We start from the raw sequence: 18911 nt of genomic DNA, 5'->3' as shown, positions 1-18911 counted from the left end.
CATTCCTGATGCGACTACCCTTGTGACTCCGTCGGCGTGCGAGGTTCCTTGCAGGCACCCTGGCGCTTCGACGCGGGCTGACTTCGAGAGTAGCGCGTTTGCCCGGCCGAAGGCACACGGCCCGCATGTGGAACGTGCGATTCCGGCCGGGTTTCCCTACCATTCGCGCATGGATGTCTCCCCCCTGCTTGATTCCCTGAACCCGGCCCAGCGCGAGGCCGTGGCCGCCCCGCCGCAGCCGCTGTTGGTACTGGCCGGCGCCGGCTCCGGCAAGACCCGCGTGCTGGTGCACCGCATCGCCTGGCTGATCGGCGTGGAGGGCGTGGCCCCGCACAGCCTGCTGGCGGTCACCTTCACCAACAAGGCGGCGGCCGAGATGCGCGGGCGCATCGAGGCGCTGCTGGGCCACCCGGCCACGGGGCTGTGGGTCGGCACCTTCCACGGCCTGGCGCACCGGCTGCTGCGCCAGCACTGGCAGGAGGCGAAACTGCCGCAGGGCTTCCAGATCCTCGACTCCGACGATCAGCTGCGCATGGTCAAGCGCGTGCTGCGCGGCCTGGAACTGGACGAGGCGCGCTGGCCGCCGAAGCAGGCGCAGTGGTACATCAACGCGCGCAAGGACGAGGGCTCGCGCCCGGAACACCTGCCGGATACCGGCGACCCCGTCGCGCGCCAGTGGGTGCGCGTCTACACCACCTACCAGCAGGCCTGCGAGCGCGCCGGCGTGGTGGACTTCGCCGAGCTGATGCTGCGCTCGCTGGAGCTGCTGCGCGACAACAAGGCGCTGCTGGAGCACTACCGCACGCGCTTTCGCCATGTGCTGGTCGACGAGTTCCAGGACACCAACGATATCCAGTACGCCTGGCTGCGCCTGCTGGCCGGCGACAGCCCCGTGTTCGCGGTCGGCGACGACGACCAGTCCATCTATGGCTGGCGCGGCGCGAAGATCGAGAACATCCAGCACTTCCAGCAGGACTACCCGGGCACCCAGGTCGTGCGCCTGGAGCAGAACTACCGTTCCAGCGCCAACATCCTGAACGCGGCCAACGCCTTGATCCGCCACAACGCCGGCCGCCTCGGCAAGGAGCTGTGGACCGAGGACAAGGAGGGCGCGCCGGTGCGCCTGTACACCGCGCTGAACGAGCAGGAAGAGGCGCGCTTTATCGCCGAGACCATCGCCCGCCATGTGGACGAGGGCGGGCTGTACCGCGAGTGCGCCGTGCTCTACCGCTCCAACGCCCAGTCGCGCGTGCTGGAAGAGACCTTCATCGGCCGGCGCATGCCCTACCGCGTCTACGGCGGTCTGCGCTTCTTCGAGCGCCAGGAGATCCGCGACGCCCTGGCCTACCTGCGCCTGGCCGGCAACGGCGATGACGACGCCGCGTTCCTGCGCGTGGTCAACCAGCCGCCGCGCGGGATCGGCGAAAAGACCCTGGAGGGCCTGCGCCAGGCGGCCCAGGCGGCGGACACCAGCCTGCTTCAGGCGGCGGCCCACGCGGTGGATGCCGACGCCCTGCCCGGGCGCGCGCGCAACGCGGTCGCCGGGTTCGTGCAGCTGGTCCGCGATCTGCAGCAGGAGCTCCCGCGCCAGCCGCTGGCGGACCAGGTGGAGCAGGCGATCGAGCGCGCCCAGCTGCGCGAGCACTACAAGAAGGAAAAGGGCGAGCGCGGCGAGGCGCGCCTGGAGAACCTGGACGAACTGGTGGGGGCGGCGCGCGCCTTTGACATGGAATCCACCGCCGAGAGCGAGGAAGGCGAGGGCAATCCGCTGACCGAATTCCTCGCCCACGCGGCGCTGGAGGCCGGCGAGGGCGCGGCCGACCCGCACGAGGACGCGGTGCAGATGATGACCCTGCACTCTGCCAAGGGCCTGGAGTTCCCGCTGGTGTTCCTGACCGGCATGGAGGAGGGCCTGTTCCCCAACGCGCGCTCGTTGGAGGAGCCGGGCCGGCTGGAGGAGGAGCGCCGCCTGGCCTACGTCGGTATGACCCGCGCCGAGAAGGAGCTGTACCTGATCCACGCCGAGACCCGTCGGTTGTACGGGCGCGAGTCCTACAACGTCGCCTCGCGCTTCATCAACGAGATCCCGGAGGACGCGCTGGAGGTGCTGCGCCCGCAGGCCTCGCCCTACGGCGCCGGACGCTTTGCGGCGGCCCGGCAGAAGACGGCGGGCTTTGGGTCCATGGATGCACAGGCCGCCGAGGCCTCCGCGGCGGGCCTGGCCATCGGCGCCCGTGTGCATCACGCGAAGTTCGGCGAGGGCTTGGTCACCCAGTTCGAGGGCTCCGGCAACTCGGCGCGGGTACAGGTGAACTTCGCCCACGCCGGCTCCAAGTGGCTGGTGCTCAGCTTCGCCAAACTGGAGGTTCTGGGTTAGGCGGAATGCCGCTTATTTCACCACGGAGAAGGGCCAGGGCGATTTACAGGAAGGTGGGGAGACAGGAAGAGATGGGCTGGATTGATAGGGCGGGCGTTGTGAGCGTCGCGCGGCAATCCTTTGGGTAACACTGGAGGGGATCCCAACCCGATCGCCACGTCGCTTCGCTTCTCGCGATGACGTACTCAATAGCGACACGATGCGATTCGCTGCGCTCGTCACATCCTGCCCCCCTTCGCGGGGTTTCTCCGTGCCCTCTGTGGTGCAAACGCCCTTGATCCCCTTCGTATCTTCGTGCGCTTCGTGGTGACACAAAAAAGCCCCGCCGAGGCGGGGCTTGTGAGCATCAAGCCGAACGGCGATCACTCGATCTTGATGTAGGCGAAGCCTTCCTCGTTCTGCAGTTCGGCCACGCGCACCACGCCCGAGGGGACGAAATTCACGTGGTCGTAGATCAGATCCTCGTCGAGGCCGATCTGCGAGCGGGTGATCTCGCACAGTTCCAGCTTCACGCCATGGGTGCTTGCGAGGCTCATCAGGCGGCCGCGCAGGGTCTCGCGCTCTTCCTTCAGTTCCTCGTCGGCCTCGAACGGCGTATCGGCGAGATTGTCGTCGGTCAGGAAGCGGATGCCGTGGGCCACGAACACGATGCGCACGTCGGCGTCGATGAACTCGTTCTGGTAGTGCGTCATCATGTTATTGATGCTGGTCAGCATCGCGGAGAAGCGGCGCGGGTCGGCGAAGTCGGCGTGATAGACCACCTTGGCCTCCGGCTCGAAGGCCTTGGCATGGGGCATGAAGGCCAGGCTCGCGACCAGCAGGGTGGCCAGCAGGAGGGCCATGCCCGCGGCGGTTGCCGAGGTGGTTTGAAGGGTCCGGGGAAAGCGGTTCATCGTGGTCTCCTTTGTATGGTGTTGTTTCTTTCTAGAGTAGACGCCCCGGAACCCCCCTGTCATTCCCGCCACGCCCCGCTCCCGGTTGACGCGCAGCCGGCCCGGCGGTATGCTCTGCCGCCTTTTCCAGAACCTAGCGATTCAACGCGAGGGAAGTACTTTGGCGAATATTGCTTCTGCCCGTAAGCGGGCCCGTCAGGCGGTCAAGAACCGCGCCCACAACATGGCGCTGCGCTCCCGTTTCCGTACGGCCATGAAGGCCGTGCTGAAGCCGCTGCACAAGGGCGATGCCCAGGCTGCCGCCGAGGCCTACAAGTCGGCCGTGCCGGTGATCGACAAGACCGTGAGCAAGGGCCTGATCCACAAGAACAAGGCGGCCCGTCACAAGAGCCGTCTGAACGCCCGCATCCGCGACCTGGCCCAGGGCTAAGCCCCCGGGCATCTGGCCGGCCTCGCGCCGGCCGCGGATAGCTGAATCGCGAAGCCGCGCCCCGCAAACGGGCGCGGCTTTTTGCGTGGGTGGCATTCGGCGCGCCCCTGAACGTATTCGTCGCCGCTATCCCCCGTCATCGCGAGTCGCACAGCGACGTGGCGAGCTCTCGGGGTACCCGCGACTGCCGCGTTCCTTCCACAATGAGGGTTACGGGAGCTGAAAGACGCGCGCCTCGCCCTCGCCGCGCGGGTCGGAGGCGGCCTCCAGACGGTCGGCCTCGGGCTCCCACAGAATGGCGTGCATGTCGCCGAACGGGCGGACCTGAGGCACCAGCTGGTGCCCGCGCGCGACCAGCTGGCCGCGCAACTCGGCATCAAAGGCGCCGGTCTCGTGCTCGACCCGGTCCGGCAGGTACTGGTGGTGATAGCGCGGAGCCGCCACCACATCCTCGATGGACTGTCCCTCGAGCACCCCGAGGATGCCGTGCAGCACCATGGTGATGATACGGCTGCCCCCGGGCGTCCCCAGGATCGCCACCCGCTCGCCGGTGTCGACGAAGGTCGGGCTCATGCTCGACAGCGGCCGGCGCTGCGGGGCGATGGCGTTGGCCTCGAAGCCGACCAGGCCGTAGGCGTTGGGCTCGCCCGGTTTCGCCGAGAAGTCGTCCATCTCGTTGTTCAGGAGCACACCGGTGCCGGGCACCACATAGCCGGCGCCGAAGGGGTAGTTGAGGGTCAGGGTAGCCGCGACGCGGTTGCCCTCGGCATCGATCACGGAGAAATGCGTCGTCTGGCGGCTCTCGGTGGCGGCGGCCTCCGGGTGGTCGGCCTGCGGATCCACCGACAGCGGCAGGTAGCGGCTGGGGGTGGCCGTGTCCGGATGGATCGTGGCGCGCAGTCCGGCGGCGTAGTCGCGCGACAACAACCGCTCCAGCGGCATCTCGACATGATCCGGATCGCCCAGATACTCGGCCCGGTCGCGGTACGCGCGGCGCATGGCCTCGATGGTCAGATGGGCGCGCATGTCCGGCGCCAGTGCCTCGAGGTCATAGAATGAAAGGATGTTCAGGATCTGCCCCAGTGCCACCCCCCCGGAGGATGGCGGGGATGCCGTGGTGATCTCGGCCCCGTGGTAGTCGAGTCGGATCGGGTCGCGCTCGACCACCGCGTAACCGGCGAGGTCGTCCAGCGTCCAGATCCCGCCCGCCTCGCGCACCCCCGCGACCAGCAGCTCGGCCAGTTCGCCGGTATAGAACCCGTCGCGGCCGGCGTCCGCCAGGCGCCGCAGGGTCGCGGCCAGATCCGGCTGGCGCAGGGGCGCCCCTTCGTCCGGCAGCTGGCCGTCGTCCAGGTAGATGTCGCGCGCGTCTGCCCCGTCGCGCAGGGCCTGGTGGCGGAACCCCGCCATCTGCCGATAGCGACCGCTGACGGGCACGCCATCCTCGGCCAGACGGATCGCCGGGGCCAGGCTGTCCGCCAGGGACAGACGCCCGTAGTTCCGCGCGAGGTGATCGAGGCCGGCCGGCATGCCGGGGATGCCCGCCGCCAGCACGCCGTCCAGCGACAGTCCGTCGACCACCTCGCCTTCCGCATCCAGATACATGTCGCGATGCGCCGCGGCCGGGGCGGTCTCGCGAGCGTCGACCATCACGCTGCGGTTCGAGTCGGCCTCGTACAGCAGGAAGAACCCGCCGCCCCCGAGGCCGGAGCCATAGGGTTCGGCCACGCCCAGCGCGGCGGTGATGGCCACGGCGGCGTCGAAGGCATTGCCGCCGTCGCGCAGCACGGCCTCGCCGGCCTCGGTGGCCGCGGGGTGGGCAGTGGCCACCGCATGCTGCCCGGGCCCGGCCCAGGCCAGCGGGGCGGCCAGTGCTAGGGTGACAAGGACGGCGCCGCGCTGGAGGGGTCGATGCCAGTCCACGAGGTTGCCTACTTCGCGGCCATCAGGGCTTCATACTTGGCCTGGAGCTGTTCTCGGGTCTCCTTGTGATCCGGGTCCAGCGGGATGCAGTCGACCGGGCAGACATCCTGGCACTGCGGCTCGTCGAAGTGCCCAACACATTCCGTGCACAGATTGGGGTCGATCTCGTAGATCTCGTCACCCGGGTAGATGGCCTCGTTCGGGCACTCGGGCTCGCAGACATCGCAGTTGATGCATTCGTCGGTGATCATCAGGGCCATGGGCCAATCCTCGTATCCAGTCGCAGGGCCCGGCCGCTAGCGCTCCAGGCCGTTTTGTTCGGCCAGCATGCGCGCCACGCCGGGGCTCACGAATTTTGAGACGTCGCCGCCCAGACGGGCGATTTCCCGTACCAGACTCGAGGAGACGAAGCTGTATTCCTCGGCCGGTGTCAGGAACAGGGTTTCGACCTCCGGCGCCAGCTGGCGGTTCATCGCCGCCAGCTGGAATTCGTGTTCGAAGTCGGACACCGCCCGCAAACCGCGCAGGATTACGTTGGCGCGCTGGGCGTGGACAAAATGCGCCAGCAGTACGTTGAACCCCTGCACCTCGACGCCGGGGATCTCGCCCACGGCCTCGCGGGCCAGGGCCACGCGCGTCTCCAGCGGGAAGGCCGGGCCCTTGTTGGGATTGGCGGCCACCGCGATCACCACGCGATCGAACAGGCGGGCGGCCCGGCGCACGATATCGGTGTGACCATGCGTGATGGGATCGAAGGTGCCGGGGTAGATAGCGGTAACGGACATGGGCGAAAGGCCGGCCGGGAAAGCCCCCATTAGACCCCAAGCACCGCAAGCAGACAAAATGCGCCCGCCGCACCGCAACCAGGGAATGCCCCATGAGTGACGACTACCGCCCTCCGCTTGCCGACTACTGGGATCAGCTCGAGTCCCGCTACGGTGGCGGCTTCAATTTTCACCAGATCTCGCGCGACGAACTGGCGCAACTGGTGGAACACCTGCGCCACGCCGTGAAGGAAGACCCGCAGGTCACGGACGTCGAGAAACAGAACCTGGGCCTGGTCCTTAAGCACGCTGAACAGACGCTCGAGAAGCGCAAGTAGGCGCGCCGCACACGCCCCGGCCGGAGAGGACCGGCGCGCGCCGCGCAAGCGTGCACCCGCCTAATCGCGCTCCGGTAAAGCCGCGGAGTCCATCGTCGTGGCACAAGGCGGCAGGGCGCGGCATTCGGCCCCCGTGTCCGGCGCATCCGCCGCCGCGCCGAGGGTGCGAGCGTAGCTGCCCGGCCCCGCCAGACCGGCCGCGCAGCTCGCCGCCTCGCGTGCCTGCTCACCGCACTCGCGGGCGATCAGTACATGCGCCAGGTTGTTCCACCCTTCGTGACGCGCCGGATCACGCTCCACGAGGTTCCGCAGGGCGTCCTCGGCCGTGGTCAGGTCGCCCTGGGCAAACGCCACGTTGGCCCGGCCCACATAGGGGATGGCCTCGTCGGGCCAGCGCTCCATCGCCGTTTCATAGCCAGTGGCGGCCGCCGCGAGGCGTCCGGTCTGCTCCAGCTCGTTGACCGCTCGCAGCCAGCGCAGGGGCGTGGCCGTTGCCGGCAGGGTGTCCGGTGCCATCACCAGGAAGGCCCAGCGTTCCCCGCGGGCCCAGGTCCGCTCGAAGCGGGCAAACGAGTTCACATGGCGCTGGATGGGGCCGCTGCGCAGGAAGATCTCGCGATCCTCCAGGTCATAGCCGATCACCACTGCGAAGTGCCATTCCGGGATCAGGGCCACGCCGAGGTTCTGGAACACCACCACCGGGTTGCCGGCGGCCACTTCGCGCAGGACGGTCTCCAGTTGCGGCTCGATGCGGTAGGCGACCTGGTCGCGGGCCCGCACCGCCGCGCGCATCTCGGCCTGGAGACTGCCCTCGCGGCCGGGGAGGTAGACTTCCTCGATCAGGTCGTCCAGCGCGGCGTCGATGCCGCGGGCGTTCAGGGCCGTGGCCAGGGCGGCGGGGCCGCACTGGTATTGCTCCTGCGGGAAGAAGGGCGTGTCCGTCAGTTCCACGCGTGTCGGCAGGTCGGCCGGGCGCTCGCTCGCCAGGCTCGCGCTCTGCGGCGCGGTGGCGCAACCGCCCAGGGCGAATGCCCCAAGCACCAGGCCGAATACAAGAACGGCGAGCCCGGGGGCTCGCCGTCGGTTCCGGGATGTCATGACCGCGTCAGCGGTTGGCGCGCGCCGGACCCACGAACGAGAAGATGTCGGTCACGCCGACCGCATCGAGGATCACGAACACCACGAACACGATGGCGACCACACCGAGGGCGCTGGCGGCACCGGCCGGGTCGGTTTCCATGTGCGCTTCCAGGCGGGCGAGTTCCTCGTCGGTCAGACGCGCCACGCGCTGCTCGGCCCGTTCGGGGTCGACCCCCATCTCGATCAACTGGGCACGAACATCGGCGTCATTGAGCTGTTCCAGCAACTGGGCGCGGGTGTCGTCGGCGCTGGCCTGCTGGATCATGCTGCCGGTATCGAGCATGCCCACGCCGGCGAAGGCCGGGGTGGCGGGCAGCAGGGTCAGAGTCAGCGCGACCAGAAAGGCCGCGGGGGCGGACAGGACTTGGCGAAACGAAGGGACGCGCATGGACAGACTCCTCGAATGGGGACGGGGTGCATAACGCTTACGAGTGTAGCGCGCCCACGGCGCAAGGGAACCGGCCGCGAAGAAAAATCGCGGCCGGAATCACAGGCCTCAGCTTTCGTCGGGGGCGTCAACCACGTTGATCTCGTACTCCAGGACCTCGACCCCGCGCGCCCAGGCCCCACCGCACACCGAGTTGTCACGCGTGCGTTCCTGGGTCTCGCCCGGACCGAGGGTGCGCCACAGGCGGGTGGTCGTGCGGACATCGTCCTCCAACTCGCCGGGGCAGTTGTAGGCGGTCTTGGTGACGCGCACCTCCAGCCAGTCGTCGGTGTTGTTGGTCGCCCGCCATTGGCCGCGCACGTTGGCACAGCCGTATTCGCGCATGCGGTACTCGAAGGTGACCTCGTCCGGCGAGCCATCGGCCGGCGCGAAATAGGCGCCCTGCGCGGCGACCTGGCCTGGCGCCAGGAATGCGGCGGCCAGGACGCTGGCGGCCGACAGGGCAAACGTGCGGTTCAGGATTCGCGTGTACATCGTTTCCTCCATCCGGTATCCGGTGTTGGCGCCCGTCTTGCGCGGGCTTGCAGTGCTGTAGACTCCGGAACCGCCCGTTTTGTGCCGATCCCGGTTGTCCGGCGGGGTTTTTCGCCTGCCCGCCTGGATCTTGCATCCCATCCTCGCAAACCGACCTGAAACGCATATGAACGAGATCATCCCCGACTCGACCCTGACCTGCCCGGAGTGCGGCCATCAGAAGACCGAGACGATGCCCACCGATGCCTGCCAGTGGTTCTATGAGTGCACCGGCTGCGGTGCCCTGCTGAGGCCGTTGCCGGGGGATTGCTGCGTCTTCTGTTCCTACGGGTCCGTGCCCTGTCCGCCGATCCAGCAGGAGGGCCCCGGTGCTTGCTGTACCCCCGGGAGGCCTTCGGGTCCGTAGTCCGCGTATCTACTCGGTCTTCACGTCGAATGGCGGGCAGCGTTTTGGCAACAGCTCGCCGCGGATGCGCGGGTAGCAGGGCAGGCCCCGTTCGAATGGCGGGGCATCCTCGCCCTGTATCAGCGGGCGCAGGTAGTCGCGCGCGGCCTGGGTGATGCCGTAGCCATCCGGGGTGATGTAGTTGCGCGGCATGCCCTGCTCGATGTCCGCGACGGTCTCCAGCGGGGTAAAGCCGATGCTCCAGCGGTACGGCTGGTTGGAGTCCCGGCGAATGATCGGCATGAAGGCGTCCTCGCCGGCCACCACCCCCTCCACCGCCGCGCGACCGCAGGCATAGGCCTGCTCCACGTCCACCTTCGATGCGATATGGCGCGAGGCGCGCTGGATATAGTCCACCACGGCCCAGTGCAGCTTGTGGCCGGTCTTTTCGCGGATCAGTTCGGCCAGGCGCGGGGCGGCACCGCCGAGCTGGGTATATGCGTACACGTCGTGACTCTGCGCGACCGAGAACAACTCCCCGTCCGGGTTCTTGATGCCCTCGGAGACGACCACCACGCAGTAGCCGTGGCGCTCGATGGTCCGGTTCAGGTGGTCGAGGAAGTCGTCCTGGTCGAACGGGACCTCGGCGAACAGGATCAGCATCGGCGGCTGACCGTCGAACTCCTGCGCCAGCGCCGCGGCGGCCGCCAGCCAGCCGGCATGCCGACCCATCACCTCCATCACGAACACCTTGGTGGAACTGGTGTGCATGGACTCGACGTCCAGGCTGGCCTCGCGCACTGCCGTGGCGATGAACTTGGCGGCCGAGCCGAACCCCGGGCTGGAGTCGGTCACGGCAAGGTCGTTGTCGATCGTCTTCGGCACGCCGATCGCCTTGATCGGAAAGCCCATGCGCTCGCCCATCTTTGCGATCTTCAAGGCGGTATCCATGGAGCCGCCACCGCCGTTGTAGAAGAAGGTGCCGATGTCATGGGCGCGGAAGACCTCGACCAGGCGCTCGTATTGTTGCGGGTCCTTGTCGGGGTCACCCAGATCGAAGCGGCAGGAACCGAACGCACCGCCCGGCGTGTGGCGCAGGGCGGCGAGGGTCAGCGGGTCCTCCTGGTCGAGGTCGATGATCTCTTCGCGCAGCACACCCAGGATGCCGTCGCGCGCCGCATAGATCTTGCCGAAATGGGCCGGGTGGGCGCGCACCGCCTCGATCACCCCCCAGGCGCTGGCGTTGATGACGGCAGTGACTCCGCCCGACTGGGCGTACAGCGCGTTCTGCGGCATGCGAATCCTCCATTTCCTGTTGGTTCCCGAAGGCCGAGCAAACACAGTGCCAGGCCGATCACGCCACGATCAGTACCGTGGATCGGCCACTCCGGGTGCTTTTGCTACACTATGCCGCCTTTGACACCCGGCGCGCCGGGGCCGTTCGCCCCGCGACGGGGCTGCTGTGCCCCATTTCGCGCCGTGTCGCCCGATTCACAACAGCATCAGGATTGCATCATGCATATCGGTACCACTCTGACCAACTGCATTATCGAAACCCAGCGCGGCATCCAGGGCGCGACCGGCGAATTCACCGGTCTGCTGAACGACATCTCCGTGGCGTGCAAGAAGATCTCCGACCTCGTCGACAAGGGTGATCTGGTCGGCGTGCTCGGCTCCGCCGGCTCCGAGAACGTGCAGGGCGAGACGCAGAAGAAGCTCGACATCATCACCAACGAGGTGTTCATCGAGAGCCTGAGCCACAACGGCCACGCCGCCGGCCTGGCCTCCGAGGAGATGGACGAGATCTGCGAGATGCCGGCCAACGAGCCGCGCGGCCACTACCTGGTGCTGTTCGATCCGCTGGACGGTTCCTCGAACATCGATGTGAACGTTTCGGTCGGCACGATCTTCTCCATCCTGAAGGCCCCGGAGGGCGTCACCGATCCCAAGACCGAGGACTTCCTGCAGCCGGGCACCAAGCAGGTCGCCGCCGGCTACTGCCTGTACGGCCCGTCCACCATGATGGTGATGACCACCGGCCAGGGCGTGAAGATGTTCACCCTGGACAAGGACTTCGGCGAATTCCTGCTGACCAAGGACAGCGTGCAGATCCCGGAAGACACCCAGGAGTTCGCGATCAACATGTCCAACAGCCGCTTCTGGGAGGCCCCGGTCAAGCGCTACATCGACGAATGCCTGGCCGGCAAGGAAGGCGCCCGCGGCAAGGACTTCAACATGCGCTGGGTGGCCTCCATGGTGGCCGAGGTGCATCGCATCCTGTCGCGTGGCGGGGTGTTCCTGTACCCGATGGACACGAAGATGCAAGCCAAGGGCACGGCCGGCAAGCTGCGCCTGATGTACGAGGCCAATCCGATGAGCTTCATCATCGAGCAGGCCGGCGGTGCCGCCACCACCGGCCGCGAGCGCATCATGGACATCAGCCCCGAGGGCATCCACCAGCGCGTACCGGTGGTCCTGGGCGCGAAGAACGAAGTGGAGCGCATCACCAGTTACCACAACGAGGGCTGATCCCTACGCCCTTTACAGTCCGAGGCCCGGCCCCGCAAGGCGCCGGGCCTTTTTGATGAAGGCAATCGACCATGACCGACTATCGTAGCCGGCAAGACGTCCAGCCCGGACCGCCGCCTGCACCGGGCCGGGGCGAGGCCTTTCGCTACTGGCTGAAACTCGGTTTCATTTCGTTCGGTGGCGCCGCCGGGCAGATCGGGATGATGCACGAGGATCTGGTCGAGCGGCGGCGCTGGGTCTCGGAGAAGCGTTTTCTGCACGCGCTGAACTACGCCATGGTCCTGCCGGGTCCCGAGGCACAGCAGCTGGCGACCTATCTCGGCTGGCTGTTGCACGGGACCTTGGGCGGCTTGATGGCCGGACTGCTGTTCATCCTGCCTTCGCTATTCCTGATCGCCGGGCTTTCATGGGTCTACCTGGCCTTTGGCGATGTGCCGGCGGTGGAGGCGGTGTTCTACGGCATCAAGCCGGCCGTGGTCGCGATCATTGTCTACGCCGGCTGGCGTATCGGCGGACGGGTGCTCAATAACGGCCTGCTGTGGCTAATGGCCATCGCGGCCTTCCTGGCCATCTTCGCCCTCAACGTCCCGTTCCCGTACATCATCATCACGGCGGGGATCCTCGGCTGGCTGGGCAGCCGCGTCTGGCCAGAACGCTTCCAGAACGGCGAATCTCACGGGGCCGGCAGTGTTGAGTCGCGGGGCCCGGCGGTGGTGGATGACGACACGCCACCCGCCCCCTGGATGCAGTTTCGCTGGTCGCGGGTGATTCGCTTTCTGGTGGTGGGTCTGGGGCTGTGGGCCGCCGTGTTCGGGGCCCTGCTCGCGCTGTTCGGCTGGGACGCCACGCTGACCCGCATGGGGCAATTCTTTACCCAAACGGCGCTCGTGACCTTCGGCGGGGCCTACGCGGTCCTGCCCTATGTCTACCAGGGTGGGGTGGAGACCTATGGGTGGCTGAGTCCCGCGCAGATGATCGACGGGATCGCACTGGGGGAGGCCACACCAGGGCCGCTGATCATGGTGGTCACGTTCGTGGGCTTCATTGGCGGCTGGACCCAGGCCTTCCTGGGTCCGGATCAGGTCTTTCTGGCGGCCGTGCTGGGTGCGCTGGTCGCAACCTTCTTTACCTTCCTGCCATCATTCCTGTTCATCCTGGTCGGTGCGCCGCTGGTCGAACGCACGCGCGGGGATCTGCACTTCACGGGGCCGCTGACCGGCATCACCGCCGCGGTGGTCGGGGTGATCGTGAACCTCGCGGTCTTCTTCACCTGGCACGTGCTGTGGCCCGACGGCTTTGACGGCGCCTTCGAATGGTTCTCCGCCCTGCTGGGCATCGCCGCCTTCATCGCCCTGGCCCGCTTTCGCGTCGGGATCATCCCGCTGATCCTCGTTTGTGCGGGGCTGGGGGCGGGCTTCCAGCTCGCGTTCTGATCGCGGGGAGATGCCTCAGACGACGCGGCCTTCGGGTTGCGCGTCCGGGTCCTGGTGCAGGGTGGTCAGGTTGGCGACGGTGGTGTCGGCGATGTTGGTCAGCGCCTCGTGGGTCAGGAAGGCCTGGTGGCCGGTGACCAGCACATCGTCGCGCTGCATTAGCCGCGCCAGGCGCCGGTCCGGAAGACCGGCCAGCGACCAGTCGTGGAAGAACAGCCCCGCCTCGGCCTCGTAGACATCCAGTGCGAATCCGCCCAGCTGACCCGAGTCCAGTGCGACCTCGGCGGCATCGGTATCCACCAGCGCCCCGCGCGCCGTATTGATCAGAAAGGCCCCTCGCGGCATTCGCGCCAGGGTGTCGGCATTGATCATGTGCCGGTTCTCCGGCGTCATCGGGCAGCTCAGGCTCACCACCGAGGACTTGACCAGTAGCGTGTCCAGGTCCCGATACTCCACCCCCGCGGCCTGCAGCTCGGCGTTAGGGTGCGGGTCGTGCGCAAGCACGCGGCAGCCAAAGCCGAGCATGATCCGGGCGAAGGCCTGGCCGATGCGCCCGGTGCCCACCACCCCCACTGTACGCCCCACCAGATCGAAGCCCGTCAGGTGATCGAGCCGGAAATCGCCGCGTCGGGTCCGCTCCCAGGCCCGGTGCACCCGGCGGTTCAGCGTCATCAACAGGGCGACGGCATGCTCCGCGATCGCGTTCGGGGAGTAGGCCGGAACCCGCCCCACGCGCACGCCGCGCTCGCGGGCCCGCGCCACATCCAGATTGTCGTACCCGGAGCAGCGCAGCGCGATCACGTGGATGCCCTGATCCGCCAGCCCGTCAATCACCCGGCGGTGCAGGTCGTCGTTGGTGAATACGCAGACCGCATCCGCACCCCGGGCCAGGTGCACCGTCTCCGCAGTCAGGCGCTCGGCGTACACCACCGGCACCAATTCGGCGGCCACCAGAGCCGGTATCAGGTGCTCGCGATCATGCTGCTGGGTACTGAAGACGGCGACCTTCATCGCATCCCCCGGACAGTGGTTGGGCCAAACTCCAGCATAACCGGGAAAGGTTACCGCCCGGGTGGATCGTGCCCCGTGATTGGCGCACTATGTTTTGACCCGCACGCATCGATTTCGGCGCTGCCTGCGGCGGGCGTCCGGGAGCAACCTATGCATGTGATCGCCCCACAAGCCGTGGATACGCTGATCCGCCTGCTGGCCGGTGATGGCTACGAGGTGGTGGGTCCGACACGGCGCGACGGCGCGATCGTCTACGATCGCGTGCAAGGTCTGGATGACCTGCCGGTGGGCTGGGGGGACGAGCACGCCCCCGGCCACTACCGCCTGCGCGAGCGTGACGACGCGGCCCTGTTCGGCTACGTGGTCGGGCCGCACTCCTGGAAGAAGTACCTGTTCCCCCCGCAGGAGACCCTGTTCCGGCTGACCCGCCAGCCGGACGGCAGCTTCGTGACCGAGCCGGGCGAGCCGGCACCGCCCCGGCGCGCGTTCATCGGCATGCGCGCCTGCGAGCTGGCGGCGATCGCCGTGCAGGACCGGGTGTTCCTCGGCCAGGCGGTGCAGGATCGCGGCTATGCGGCGCGGCGCCAGGATGTGTTCATGGTCGCGGCCCACTGCGCGGAGCCCGGCGGCACCTGCTTCTGTGCCTCGATGGACACTGGGCCCCGTGCGCGGGAGGGCTTCGATCTGGCCCTGACCGAGGTGGTCGACGCCACGCAGCATTTCCTGGTCGCCGAGGCGGGGAGCGAGGCCGGGCGCGCGGTGCTCGACCGGCTGGAGCCGCGCCCGGCCACGGACGCCGAGCACGCCGCCGCCGAACGCGTCTGGGCCGAGGCGCCGGAAAAGATGGGCCGACAGATGCCGGCGGACGCCCGCGAGGTGCTGAACCGGGCCTTCGAGCACCCGCGCTGGGAAGAGACGGCCGAGCGCTGCCTGTCCTGCTCCAACTGCACCCTGGTCTGTCCCACCTGTTTCTGTTCCCAGGTCGAGGAGGTGCCCGATCTGGAAGGTCAGCGCACCGAGCGCGTGCGGCGCTGGGATTCCTGCTTCAACCAGGAGCACTCGCACCTGGTCGGTGGCGCCCACCGCGATTCGGTCGCCGCGCGCTATCGCCAGTGGATCACCCACAAGCTGGCCACCTGGCACGATCAGTTCGACACCTCCGGCTGTGTCGGCTGTGGACGCTGCATCACCTGGTGCCCGGTGGGAATCGACATCACCGAGGAGGTGACCGCCGTGCGCCGTGATGCGGAGGGGCAGCGATGAAGGAACTGCTGGCCATCCTCGAACAGCAGCCGTTCTTCGAGGACTTCGACCCGAAGCACCTGCGCCTGCTGGCGGCCTGTGCGGCCGAGCGCAGCTACGAATCCGGCGCTCGGCTGATGCGCGACCACGAACCCACCGAGACCTTCTGGCTGATCCGCGAGGGCCAAGTGGCGCTGGAAGGCCGCGTGCGCGAGGGCAATGTGCCCTTTATGACCCTGGGCCCCGGTGACATCCTCGGCTGGTCCTGGCTGCTGCCGCCGTACCGCGCGAGCTACGACGCGCGCGCGACCACCGACTTGCACACCCTGCGCTTCGACGCCGGCGTGCTGCGCGAGCGAATGGAGGCCGACCCGGCGCTTGGCTATACCCTGATGAAACACTTCGCCGCACTGATCGTCCAGCGCCTGCAGGCCGCGCGGCTGCAGGCGCTGGATATCTACAGCCACGGAGGGTCCGAGCATGGCCACTGACGCGGCCGCGACCCTGCCGGACCAGGTGATGGCCCCCCAGCCCTGGCGCATCTACTCGGTGCACCGCGACGTGGCCAGCAACGAGGTCTTCAGCTGGGAGCTGCGCCCAGCGCCCGGGGTGGAGCCCGGCACCCTGCCGGCGCCCGGGCAGTTCAACATGCTCTACCTGTTCGGCGTGGGCGAGGTGCCGATCTCGGTCTCCGCGATCACGGACGACGGCGGGATCGTGCATACCATCCGCGCGGTGGGCAGCGTGACCCGGGCGATGCAGGACCTCGAGGCCGGCGCGGTCGTGGGCCTGCGCGGCCCGTTCGGCACGGCCTGGCCGCTGGAACAGGCGCGCGGCCGCGACCTGGTGCTGGTCGCCGGCGGCATCGGCCTGGCCCCGCTGCGTCCGGTGATCCATGCGGCGCTCGAACGGCGCGCGGACTTCGGCCGGGTGGTGGTCTGCTACGGCGCGCGCGCCCCGGGGGACATGATCTTCCGCGACGAGCTGGATGCCTGGGCCGCGCGCGACGACCTCGACCTGCGCGTGACGGTGGATCGCGGCACCGCGGCCTGGCGTGGCGATGTCGGCGTGGTCACGCAGCTGATCGACCGCGGCGGCTTCGACCGGCGCAACACGCTGGCGATGGTCTGCGGCCCGGAGGTGATGATGCGCTTCGCGGCCTCCTCGCTGGAGCGACGCGGCGTCAAGCCGGAAGACATCTTTGTCTCCATGGAGCGCAATATGCGCTGCGCGGTGGGCTTTTGCGGGCACTGCCAGATCGGGGCGCACTTCGTCTGCCGCGACGGCCCCGTGTTCCCCTACCCGGTGATGGAGCCGGCCTTTCGGATACGCGAACTATGAGTGCCGAACGTCCGACCCTTGCCGTATTCAAGTTCGCCTCCTGCGACGGCTGCCAGCTCAGCCTGCTCGACTGCGAGGACGAGCTGCTGGCGGTGACCGACCGGGTGCAGATCGCGCACTTCCCCGAGGCCACCCGCACCCGCATTGATGGGCCCTGGGACCTGACGCTGGTGGAGGGCTCGATCACTACGCCGGAGGCGGCCGAAGAGATCCGCGAGATCCGCCGCGCGTCGAAGTTCCTGGTGACCATCGGCGCCTGCGCCACCGCCGGCGGCATCCAGGCCCTGCGCAACTTTGCCGACGTCGAAGAGTTTACCCGCCAGGTCTACGCCCACCCGGAGTACATCTCGACCCTGGCCACCTCGGATGCGATCAGCCAGCACGTGCCGGTGGACTTCGAGCTGCGCGGCTGCCCGATCGACAAGTACCAGCTGCTGGAGGTCATCAGCGCCTTCCTCTACGGCCGCCGCCCGCAGGTCTCCAGCGCCAGCGTCTGCGAGGAGTGCAAGCGGGCGGGGCAGGTCTGCGTGATGGTCGCCCACGGCACGCCCTGCCTCGGCCCGGTCACCCACGCCGGCTGCGGCGCGCTGTGCCCCGGCTGCCACCGCGGCTGCTACGGCTGCTTCGGCCCCAAGGAGACGCCCAACGCGCCCGGCCTGTCCGGGCAGCTGGAGGCCCTCGGCATGGAGCGCGCCACCCGCGTGCGCTTCTACCGCACCTTCAACGCCGGCGCCGACGCCTTCCGCGAGGAGGGCGAGCGCGAAGAATCAGGAAACGGACCATGAGCGAGACCCGCACCATCGAAGTCGACTACCTGGCGCGCGTGGAGGGCGAGGGCGCGATGTACGTGCGCGCCGAGGGCGACCGCGTGGAGGAGGTGAAGCTGTCGATCTTCGAGGCCCCGCGCTTCTTCGAGGGTTTCCTGCGCGGGCGCGACTTCCGCGAGGCCCCGGACATCACCGCGCGCATCTGCGGCATCTGCCCGATCGCCTACCAGCTGGGCGCCTCGCTGGCGATGGAGGACGTCTGCGGCGTGACCGTGGACGGCGTGCTGCAGGACCTGCGCCGGCTGGCCTACTGCGGCGAATGGATCGAGAGCCACGCCCTGCACGTGTTCATGCTCCACCTGCCGGACTTCCTTGGCTATCCCGACGCGGTCACCGCCGCGAAGGACCACCCGGACATGGTGCGCAACGGCCTGCGCATCAAGAAGATCGGCAACTCCATCCTGCGCCTTTTGGGCGGGCGCGAGATCCACCCGGTCAACCTGCGGGTCGGCGGCTTCTACCGCACGCCGACGCCCGACGAGGTCGCCGGGCTGCGCGAGGACCTGGCCTGGGGCCTGGAGGCGTCCTGCGAGGTGGCCGAGTTCCTCTCCACCCTCGACTACCCGAACCTGGAACGCGACTACGAGTTCGTGTCGCTGGTGCACCCGGACGAATACCCGATCACCCACGGCCGCCTCGGCTCCGGCAGCGGTCTGGACGCTGCCATCCGCGACTACGACGACGTCTTCACCGAGGAGCACGTGGCCCACTCCAACGCCCTGCACAGCCACCGCTCCGACAGTGGCGAACCGGTGTTCATGGGCCCGCTGGCGCGCTTCGCCCTGAACCGCGAACGTCTCACCCCGCGCGCCGCCGAACTGGCCGAGCGCGCCGGGCTGGGCGCGGCCTGCCGCAACCCGTTCCGCAGCATCCAGGTGCGCATGATCGAGATCGTGCTCGCCTTCGAGGAGGCCCTGCGCCTGGTCGACGGCTACCGGGACGCGCCGGCCGAACCCGCGCTGCCGGTCACCCCGCGCGCCGGCACCGGCTTCGGCGCCACCGAGGCTCCGCGCGGCATCTGCTACCACCGCTACAGCATCGACGACGCGGGCGTTATCACCGACGCCAAGATCGTCCCGCCCACCTCGGTCAACCAGCCCACCATCGAGGCCGACCTGCGCGAACTGGTGCTGAGCCACCTTCACCTGCCGGACGACGAACTGCGCCACCACTGCGAGGTCGCCATCCGCAACTACGACCCCTGCATCTCCTGCGCCACCCACTTCCTCGACCTCACCGTCGACCGCCAGTGAGTGCGCACCGACCCGGCGGAAACGAGGAACCTTACCATACCGATGAAGATGAGCCCTCTCCATTGGTAAGGGCCTGCTCCGAAGGCCGCATTCCCCTTGTCGA

At 68.2% G+C, this 18911-nt stretch carries 20 protein-coding genes; 11 read left to right on the top strand and 9 right to left on the bottom strand.

The window, feature by feature from the left end; genetic code table 11:
- The first annotated feature begins 169 nt into the window (after window positions 1-169).
- Window positions 170-2377, top strand: coding sequence for a DNA helicase II (gene uvrD, locus D103_RS0112380; RefSeq protein ID WP_026280364.1), 2208 nt, complete (start codon window positions 170-172; stop codon window positions 2375-2377).
- Between the two features lie 362 nt (window positions 2378-2739).
- Here the strand turns inward: uvrD and D103_RS0112375 are convergent, their stop codons facing one another.
- Complete coding sequence (locus D103_RS0112375; protein WP_018867929.1) at window positions 2740-3270, bottom strand: DsrE family protein; 531 nt, start codon at window positions 3268-3270, stop codon at window positions 2740-2742.
- Window positions 3271-3430: 160 nt separating this feature from the next.
- Here D103_RS0112375 and rpsT point away from each other — a divergent pair, with 160 nt between their 5' ends.
- Window positions 3431-3700 (top strand): 30S ribosomal protein S20, encoded by a 270-nt coding sequence (gene rpsT, locus D103_RS0112370; RefSeq protein ID WP_018880926.1) that lies wholly within the window; start codon window positions 3431-3433, stop codon window positions 3698-3700.
- Window positions 3701-3910: 210 nt separating this feature from the next.
- Here rpsT and ggt read toward each other — a convergent pair whose 3' ends face one another.
- The 3 genes from ggt to coaD are packed head-to-tail and all read right to left on the bottom strand — an operon-like array spanning window position 3911 to window position 6408.
- Window positions 3911-5623, bottom strand: coding sequence for a gamma-glutamyltransferase (ggt, locus tag D103_RS0112365; protein ID WP_018877014.1), 1713 nt, complete (start codon window positions 5621-5623; stop codon window positions 3911-3913).
- An 8-nt stretch (window positions 5624-5631) separates the two neighbouring features.
- Window positions 5632-5883 carry a YfhL family 4Fe-4S dicluster ferredoxin gene (locus D103_RS0112360; protein WP_017942992.1) on the bottom strand — a complete coding sequence of 84 codons (252 nt, stop codon included), beginning with the start codon at window positions 5881-5883 and terminating at the stop codon, window positions 5632-5634.
- A gap of 36 nt (window positions 5884-5919) precedes the next feature.
- Entirely contained in the window at window positions 5920-6408 is a 489-nt protein-coding gene (gene coaD, locus D103_RS0112355; RefSeq protein WP_018867926.1) for a pantetheine-phosphate adenylyltransferase, read from the bottom strand.
- A 92-nt stretch (window positions 6409-6500) separates the two neighbouring features.
- Here coaD and D103_RS0112350 point away from each other — a divergent pair, with 92 nt between their 5' ends.
- On the top strand, window positions 6501-6725 hold the full coding sequence (locus D103_RS0112350; protein WP_018877013.1) for a hypothetical protein: 225 nt from the start codon (window positions 6501-6503) through the stop codon (window positions 6723-6725).
- A gap of 60 nt (window positions 6726-6785) precedes the next feature.
- Here the strand turns inward: D103_RS0112350 and D103_RS0112345 are convergent, their stop codons facing one another.
- From D103_RS0112345 to D103_RS0112335, 3 genes are all read right to left on the bottom strand, one after another.
- Window positions 6786-7823: a PA2778 family cysteine peptidase gene (locus D103_RS0112345; RefSeq protein WP_051074676.1), complete on the bottom strand. Its 1038-nt coding sequence runs from the start codon at window positions 7821-7823 to the stop codon at window positions 6786-6788.
- A 7-nt stretch (window positions 7824-7830) separates the two neighbouring features.
- Complete coding sequence (locus D103_RS0112340; protein ID WP_018877011.1) at window positions 7831-8253, bottom strand: PA2779 family protein; 423 nt, start codon at window positions 8251-8253, stop codon at window positions 7831-7833.
- A gap of 108 nt (window positions 8254-8361) precedes the next feature.
- Window positions 8362-8799, bottom strand: coding sequence for a hypothetical protein (locus D103_RS0112335; protein WP_018867922.1), 438 nt, complete (start codon window positions 8797-8799; stop codon window positions 8362-8364).
- A gap of 154 nt (window positions 8800-8953) precedes the next feature.
- On the opposite strand from D103_RS0112335, the gene D103_RS0112330 reads away from it, so the two are divergent.
- Complete coding sequence (locus tag D103_RS0112330) at window positions 8954-9193, top strand: GDCCVxC domain-containing (seleno)protein (RefSeq protein WP_018867921.1); 240 nt, start codon at window positions 8954-8956, stop codon at window positions 9191-9193.
- A gap of 9 nt (window positions 9194-9202) precedes the next feature.
- Here D103_RS0112330 and D103_RS0112325 read toward each other — a convergent pair whose 3' ends face one another.
- Entirely contained in the window at window positions 9203-10468 is a 1266-nt protein-coding gene (locus D103_RS0112325; RefSeq protein WP_018877010.1) for a 6-phosphofructokinase, read from the bottom strand.
- A 219-nt stretch (window positions 10469-10687) separates the two neighbouring features.
- On the opposite strand from D103_RS0112325, the gene D103_RS0112320 reads away from it, so the two are divergent.
- Window positions 10688-11701: a class 1 fructose-bisphosphatase gene (locus D103_RS0112320; protein WP_018877009.1), complete on the top strand. Its 1014-nt coding sequence runs from the start codon at window positions 10688-10690 to the stop codon at window positions 11699-11701.
- A gap of 71 nt (window positions 11702-11772) precedes the next feature.
- The gene (gene chrA / locus D103_RS0112315; RefSeq protein WP_018877008.1) at window positions 11773-13134 is read left to right on the top strand and encodes a chromate efflux transporter; all 1362 of its coding nucleotides are present in this window, start codon (window positions 11773-11775) and stop codon (window positions 13132-13134) included.
- 15 nt (window positions 13135-13149) lie between these two features.
- On the opposite strand, the gene D103_RS0112310 is transcribed toward chrA, so the two are convergent.
- Window positions 13150-14145, bottom strand: coding sequence for a 2-hydroxyacid dehydrogenase (locus D103_RS0112310; RefSeq protein WP_018877007.1), 996 nt, complete (start codon window positions 14143-14145; stop codon window positions 13150-13152).
- 150 nt (window positions 14146-14295) lie between these two features.
- Between D103_RS0112310 and D103_RS0112305 the strand changes: the two genes are divergently transcribed.
- From D103_RS0112305 to D103_RS0112285, 5 genes are read left to right on the top strand one after another with little or no spacing between them, the layout of a single operon-like run.
- Window positions 14296-15408 carry a sulfite reductase subunit A gene (locus tag D103_RS0112305; protein ID WP_018877006.1) on the top strand — a complete coding sequence of 371 codons (1113 nt, stop codon included), beginning with the start codon at window positions 14296-14298 and terminating at the stop codon, window positions 15406-15408.
- Window positions 15405-15878, top strand: a complete 474-nt coding sequence (locus tag D103_RS0112300; protein ID WP_018877005.1) for a cyclic nucleotide-binding domain-containing protein — start codon at window positions 15405-15407, stop codon at window positions 15876-15878. The genes D103_RS0112305 and D103_RS0112300 overlap by 4 nt, the downstream gene beginning before the upstream one ends.
- Window positions 15868-16728, top strand: a complete 861-nt coding sequence (locus D103_RS0112295; RefSeq protein ID WP_018877004.1) for an FAD/NAD(P)-binding protein — start codon at window positions 15868-15870, stop codon at window positions 16726-16728. Before D103_RS0112300 ends, D103_RS0112295 begins: the two co-directional genes overlap by 11 nt.
- The gene (locus D103_RS0112290) at window positions 16725-17513 is read left to right on the top strand and encodes an oxidoreductase (RefSeq protein WP_018877003.1); all 789 of its coding nucleotides are present in this window, start codon (window positions 16725-16727) and stop codon (window positions 17511-17513) included. The genes D103_RS0112295 and D103_RS0112290 overlap by 4 nt, the downstream gene beginning before the upstream one ends.
- Window positions 17510-18808, top strand: coding sequence for a Ni/Fe hydrogenase subunit alpha (locus D103_RS0112285; RefSeq protein ID WP_018877002.1), 1299 nt, complete (start codon window positions 17510-17512; stop codon window positions 18806-18808). Before D103_RS0112290 ends, D103_RS0112285 begins: the two co-directional genes overlap by 4 nt.
- Window positions 18809-18911: the final 103 nt, after the last annotated feature.

It is taken from the genome of Thioalkalivibrio sp. ALE31, from assembly GCF_000377405.1.
In the GTDB taxonomy this organism is placed as follows: Bacteria; Pseudomonadota; Gammaproteobacteria; order Ectothiorhodospirales; family Ectothiorhodospiraceae; genus Thioalkalivibrio.
This window is presented reverse-complemented; position numbering and strand designations above follow the sequence as displayed.

Bases quoted from the DNA above. Each gene is read 5' to 3' on its own strand.
- D103_RS0112360 (WP_017942992.1), bottom strand. From the start codon at position 5,883: ATGGCCCTGATGATCACCGACGAATGCATCAACTGCGATGTCTGCGAG.
- D103_RS0112335 (WP_018867922.1), bottom strand. From the start codon at position 8,799: ATGGAGGAAACGATGTACACGCGAATCCTGAACCGCACGTTTGCCCTG.
- D103_RS0112375 (WP_018867929.1), bottom strand. From the start codon at position 3,270: ATGAACCGCTTTCCCCGGACCCTTCAAACCACCTCGGCAACCGCCGCG.
- chrA (WP_018877008.1), top strand. From the start codon at position 11,773: ATGACCGACTATCGTAGCCGGCAAGACGTCCAGCCCGGACCGCCGCCT.
- D103_RS0112295 (WP_018877004.1), top strand. From the start codon at position 15,868: ATGGCCACTGACGCGGCCGCGACCCTGCCGGACCAGGTGATGGCCCCC.
- D103_RS0112320 (WP_018877009.1), top strand. From the start codon at position 10,688: ATGCATATCGGTACCACTCTGACCAACTGCATTATCGAAACCCAGCGC.
- D103_RS0112350 (WP_018877013.1), top strand. From the start codon at position 6,501: ATGAGTGACGACTACCGCCCTCCGCTTGCCGACTACTGGGATCAGCTC.
- D103_RS0112290 (WP_018877003.1), top strand. From the start codon at position 16,725: ATGAGTGCCGAACGTCCGACCCTTGCCGTATTCAAGTTCGCCTCCTGC.
- D103_RS0112300 (WP_018877005.1), top strand. From the start codon at position 15,405: ATGAAGGAACTGCTGGCCATCCTCGAACAGCAGCCGTTCTTCGAGGAC.
- coaD (WP_018867926.1), bottom strand. From the start codon at position 6,408: ATGTCCGTTACCGCTATCTACCCCGGCACCTTCGATCCCATCACGCAT.
- D103_RS0112345 (WP_051074676.1), bottom strand. From the start codon at position 7,823: ATGACATCCCGGAACCGACGGCGAGCCCCCGGGCTCGCCGTTCTTGTA.
- D103_RS0112340 (WP_018877011.1), bottom strand. From the start codon at position 8,253: ATGCGCGTCCCTTCGTTTCGCCAAGTCCTGTCCGCCCCCGCGGCCTTT.
- D103_RS0112330 (WP_018867921.1), top strand. From the start codon at position 8,954: ATGAACGAGATCATCCCCGACTCGACCCTGACCTGCCCGGAGTGCGGC.
- D103_RS0112305 (WP_018877006.1), top strand. From the start codon at position 14,296: ATGCATGTGATCGCCCCACAAGCCGTGGATACGCTGATCCGCCTGCTG.
- D103_RS0112325 (WP_018877010.1), bottom strand. From the start codon at position 10,468: ATGCCGCAGAACGCGCTGTACGCCCAGTCGGGCGGAGTCACTGCCGTC.
- D103_RS0112285 (WP_018877002.1), top strand. From the start codon at position 17,510: ATGAGCGAGACCCGCACCATCGAAGTCGACTACCTGGCGCGCGTGGAG.
- D103_RS0112310 (WP_018877007.1), bottom strand. From the start codon at position 14,145: ATGAAGGTCGCCGTCTTCAGTACCCAGCAGCATGATCGCGAGCACCTG.
- uvrD (WP_026280364.1), top strand. From the start codon at position 170: ATGGATGTCTCCCCCCTGCTTGATTCCCTGAACCCGGCCCAGCGCGAG.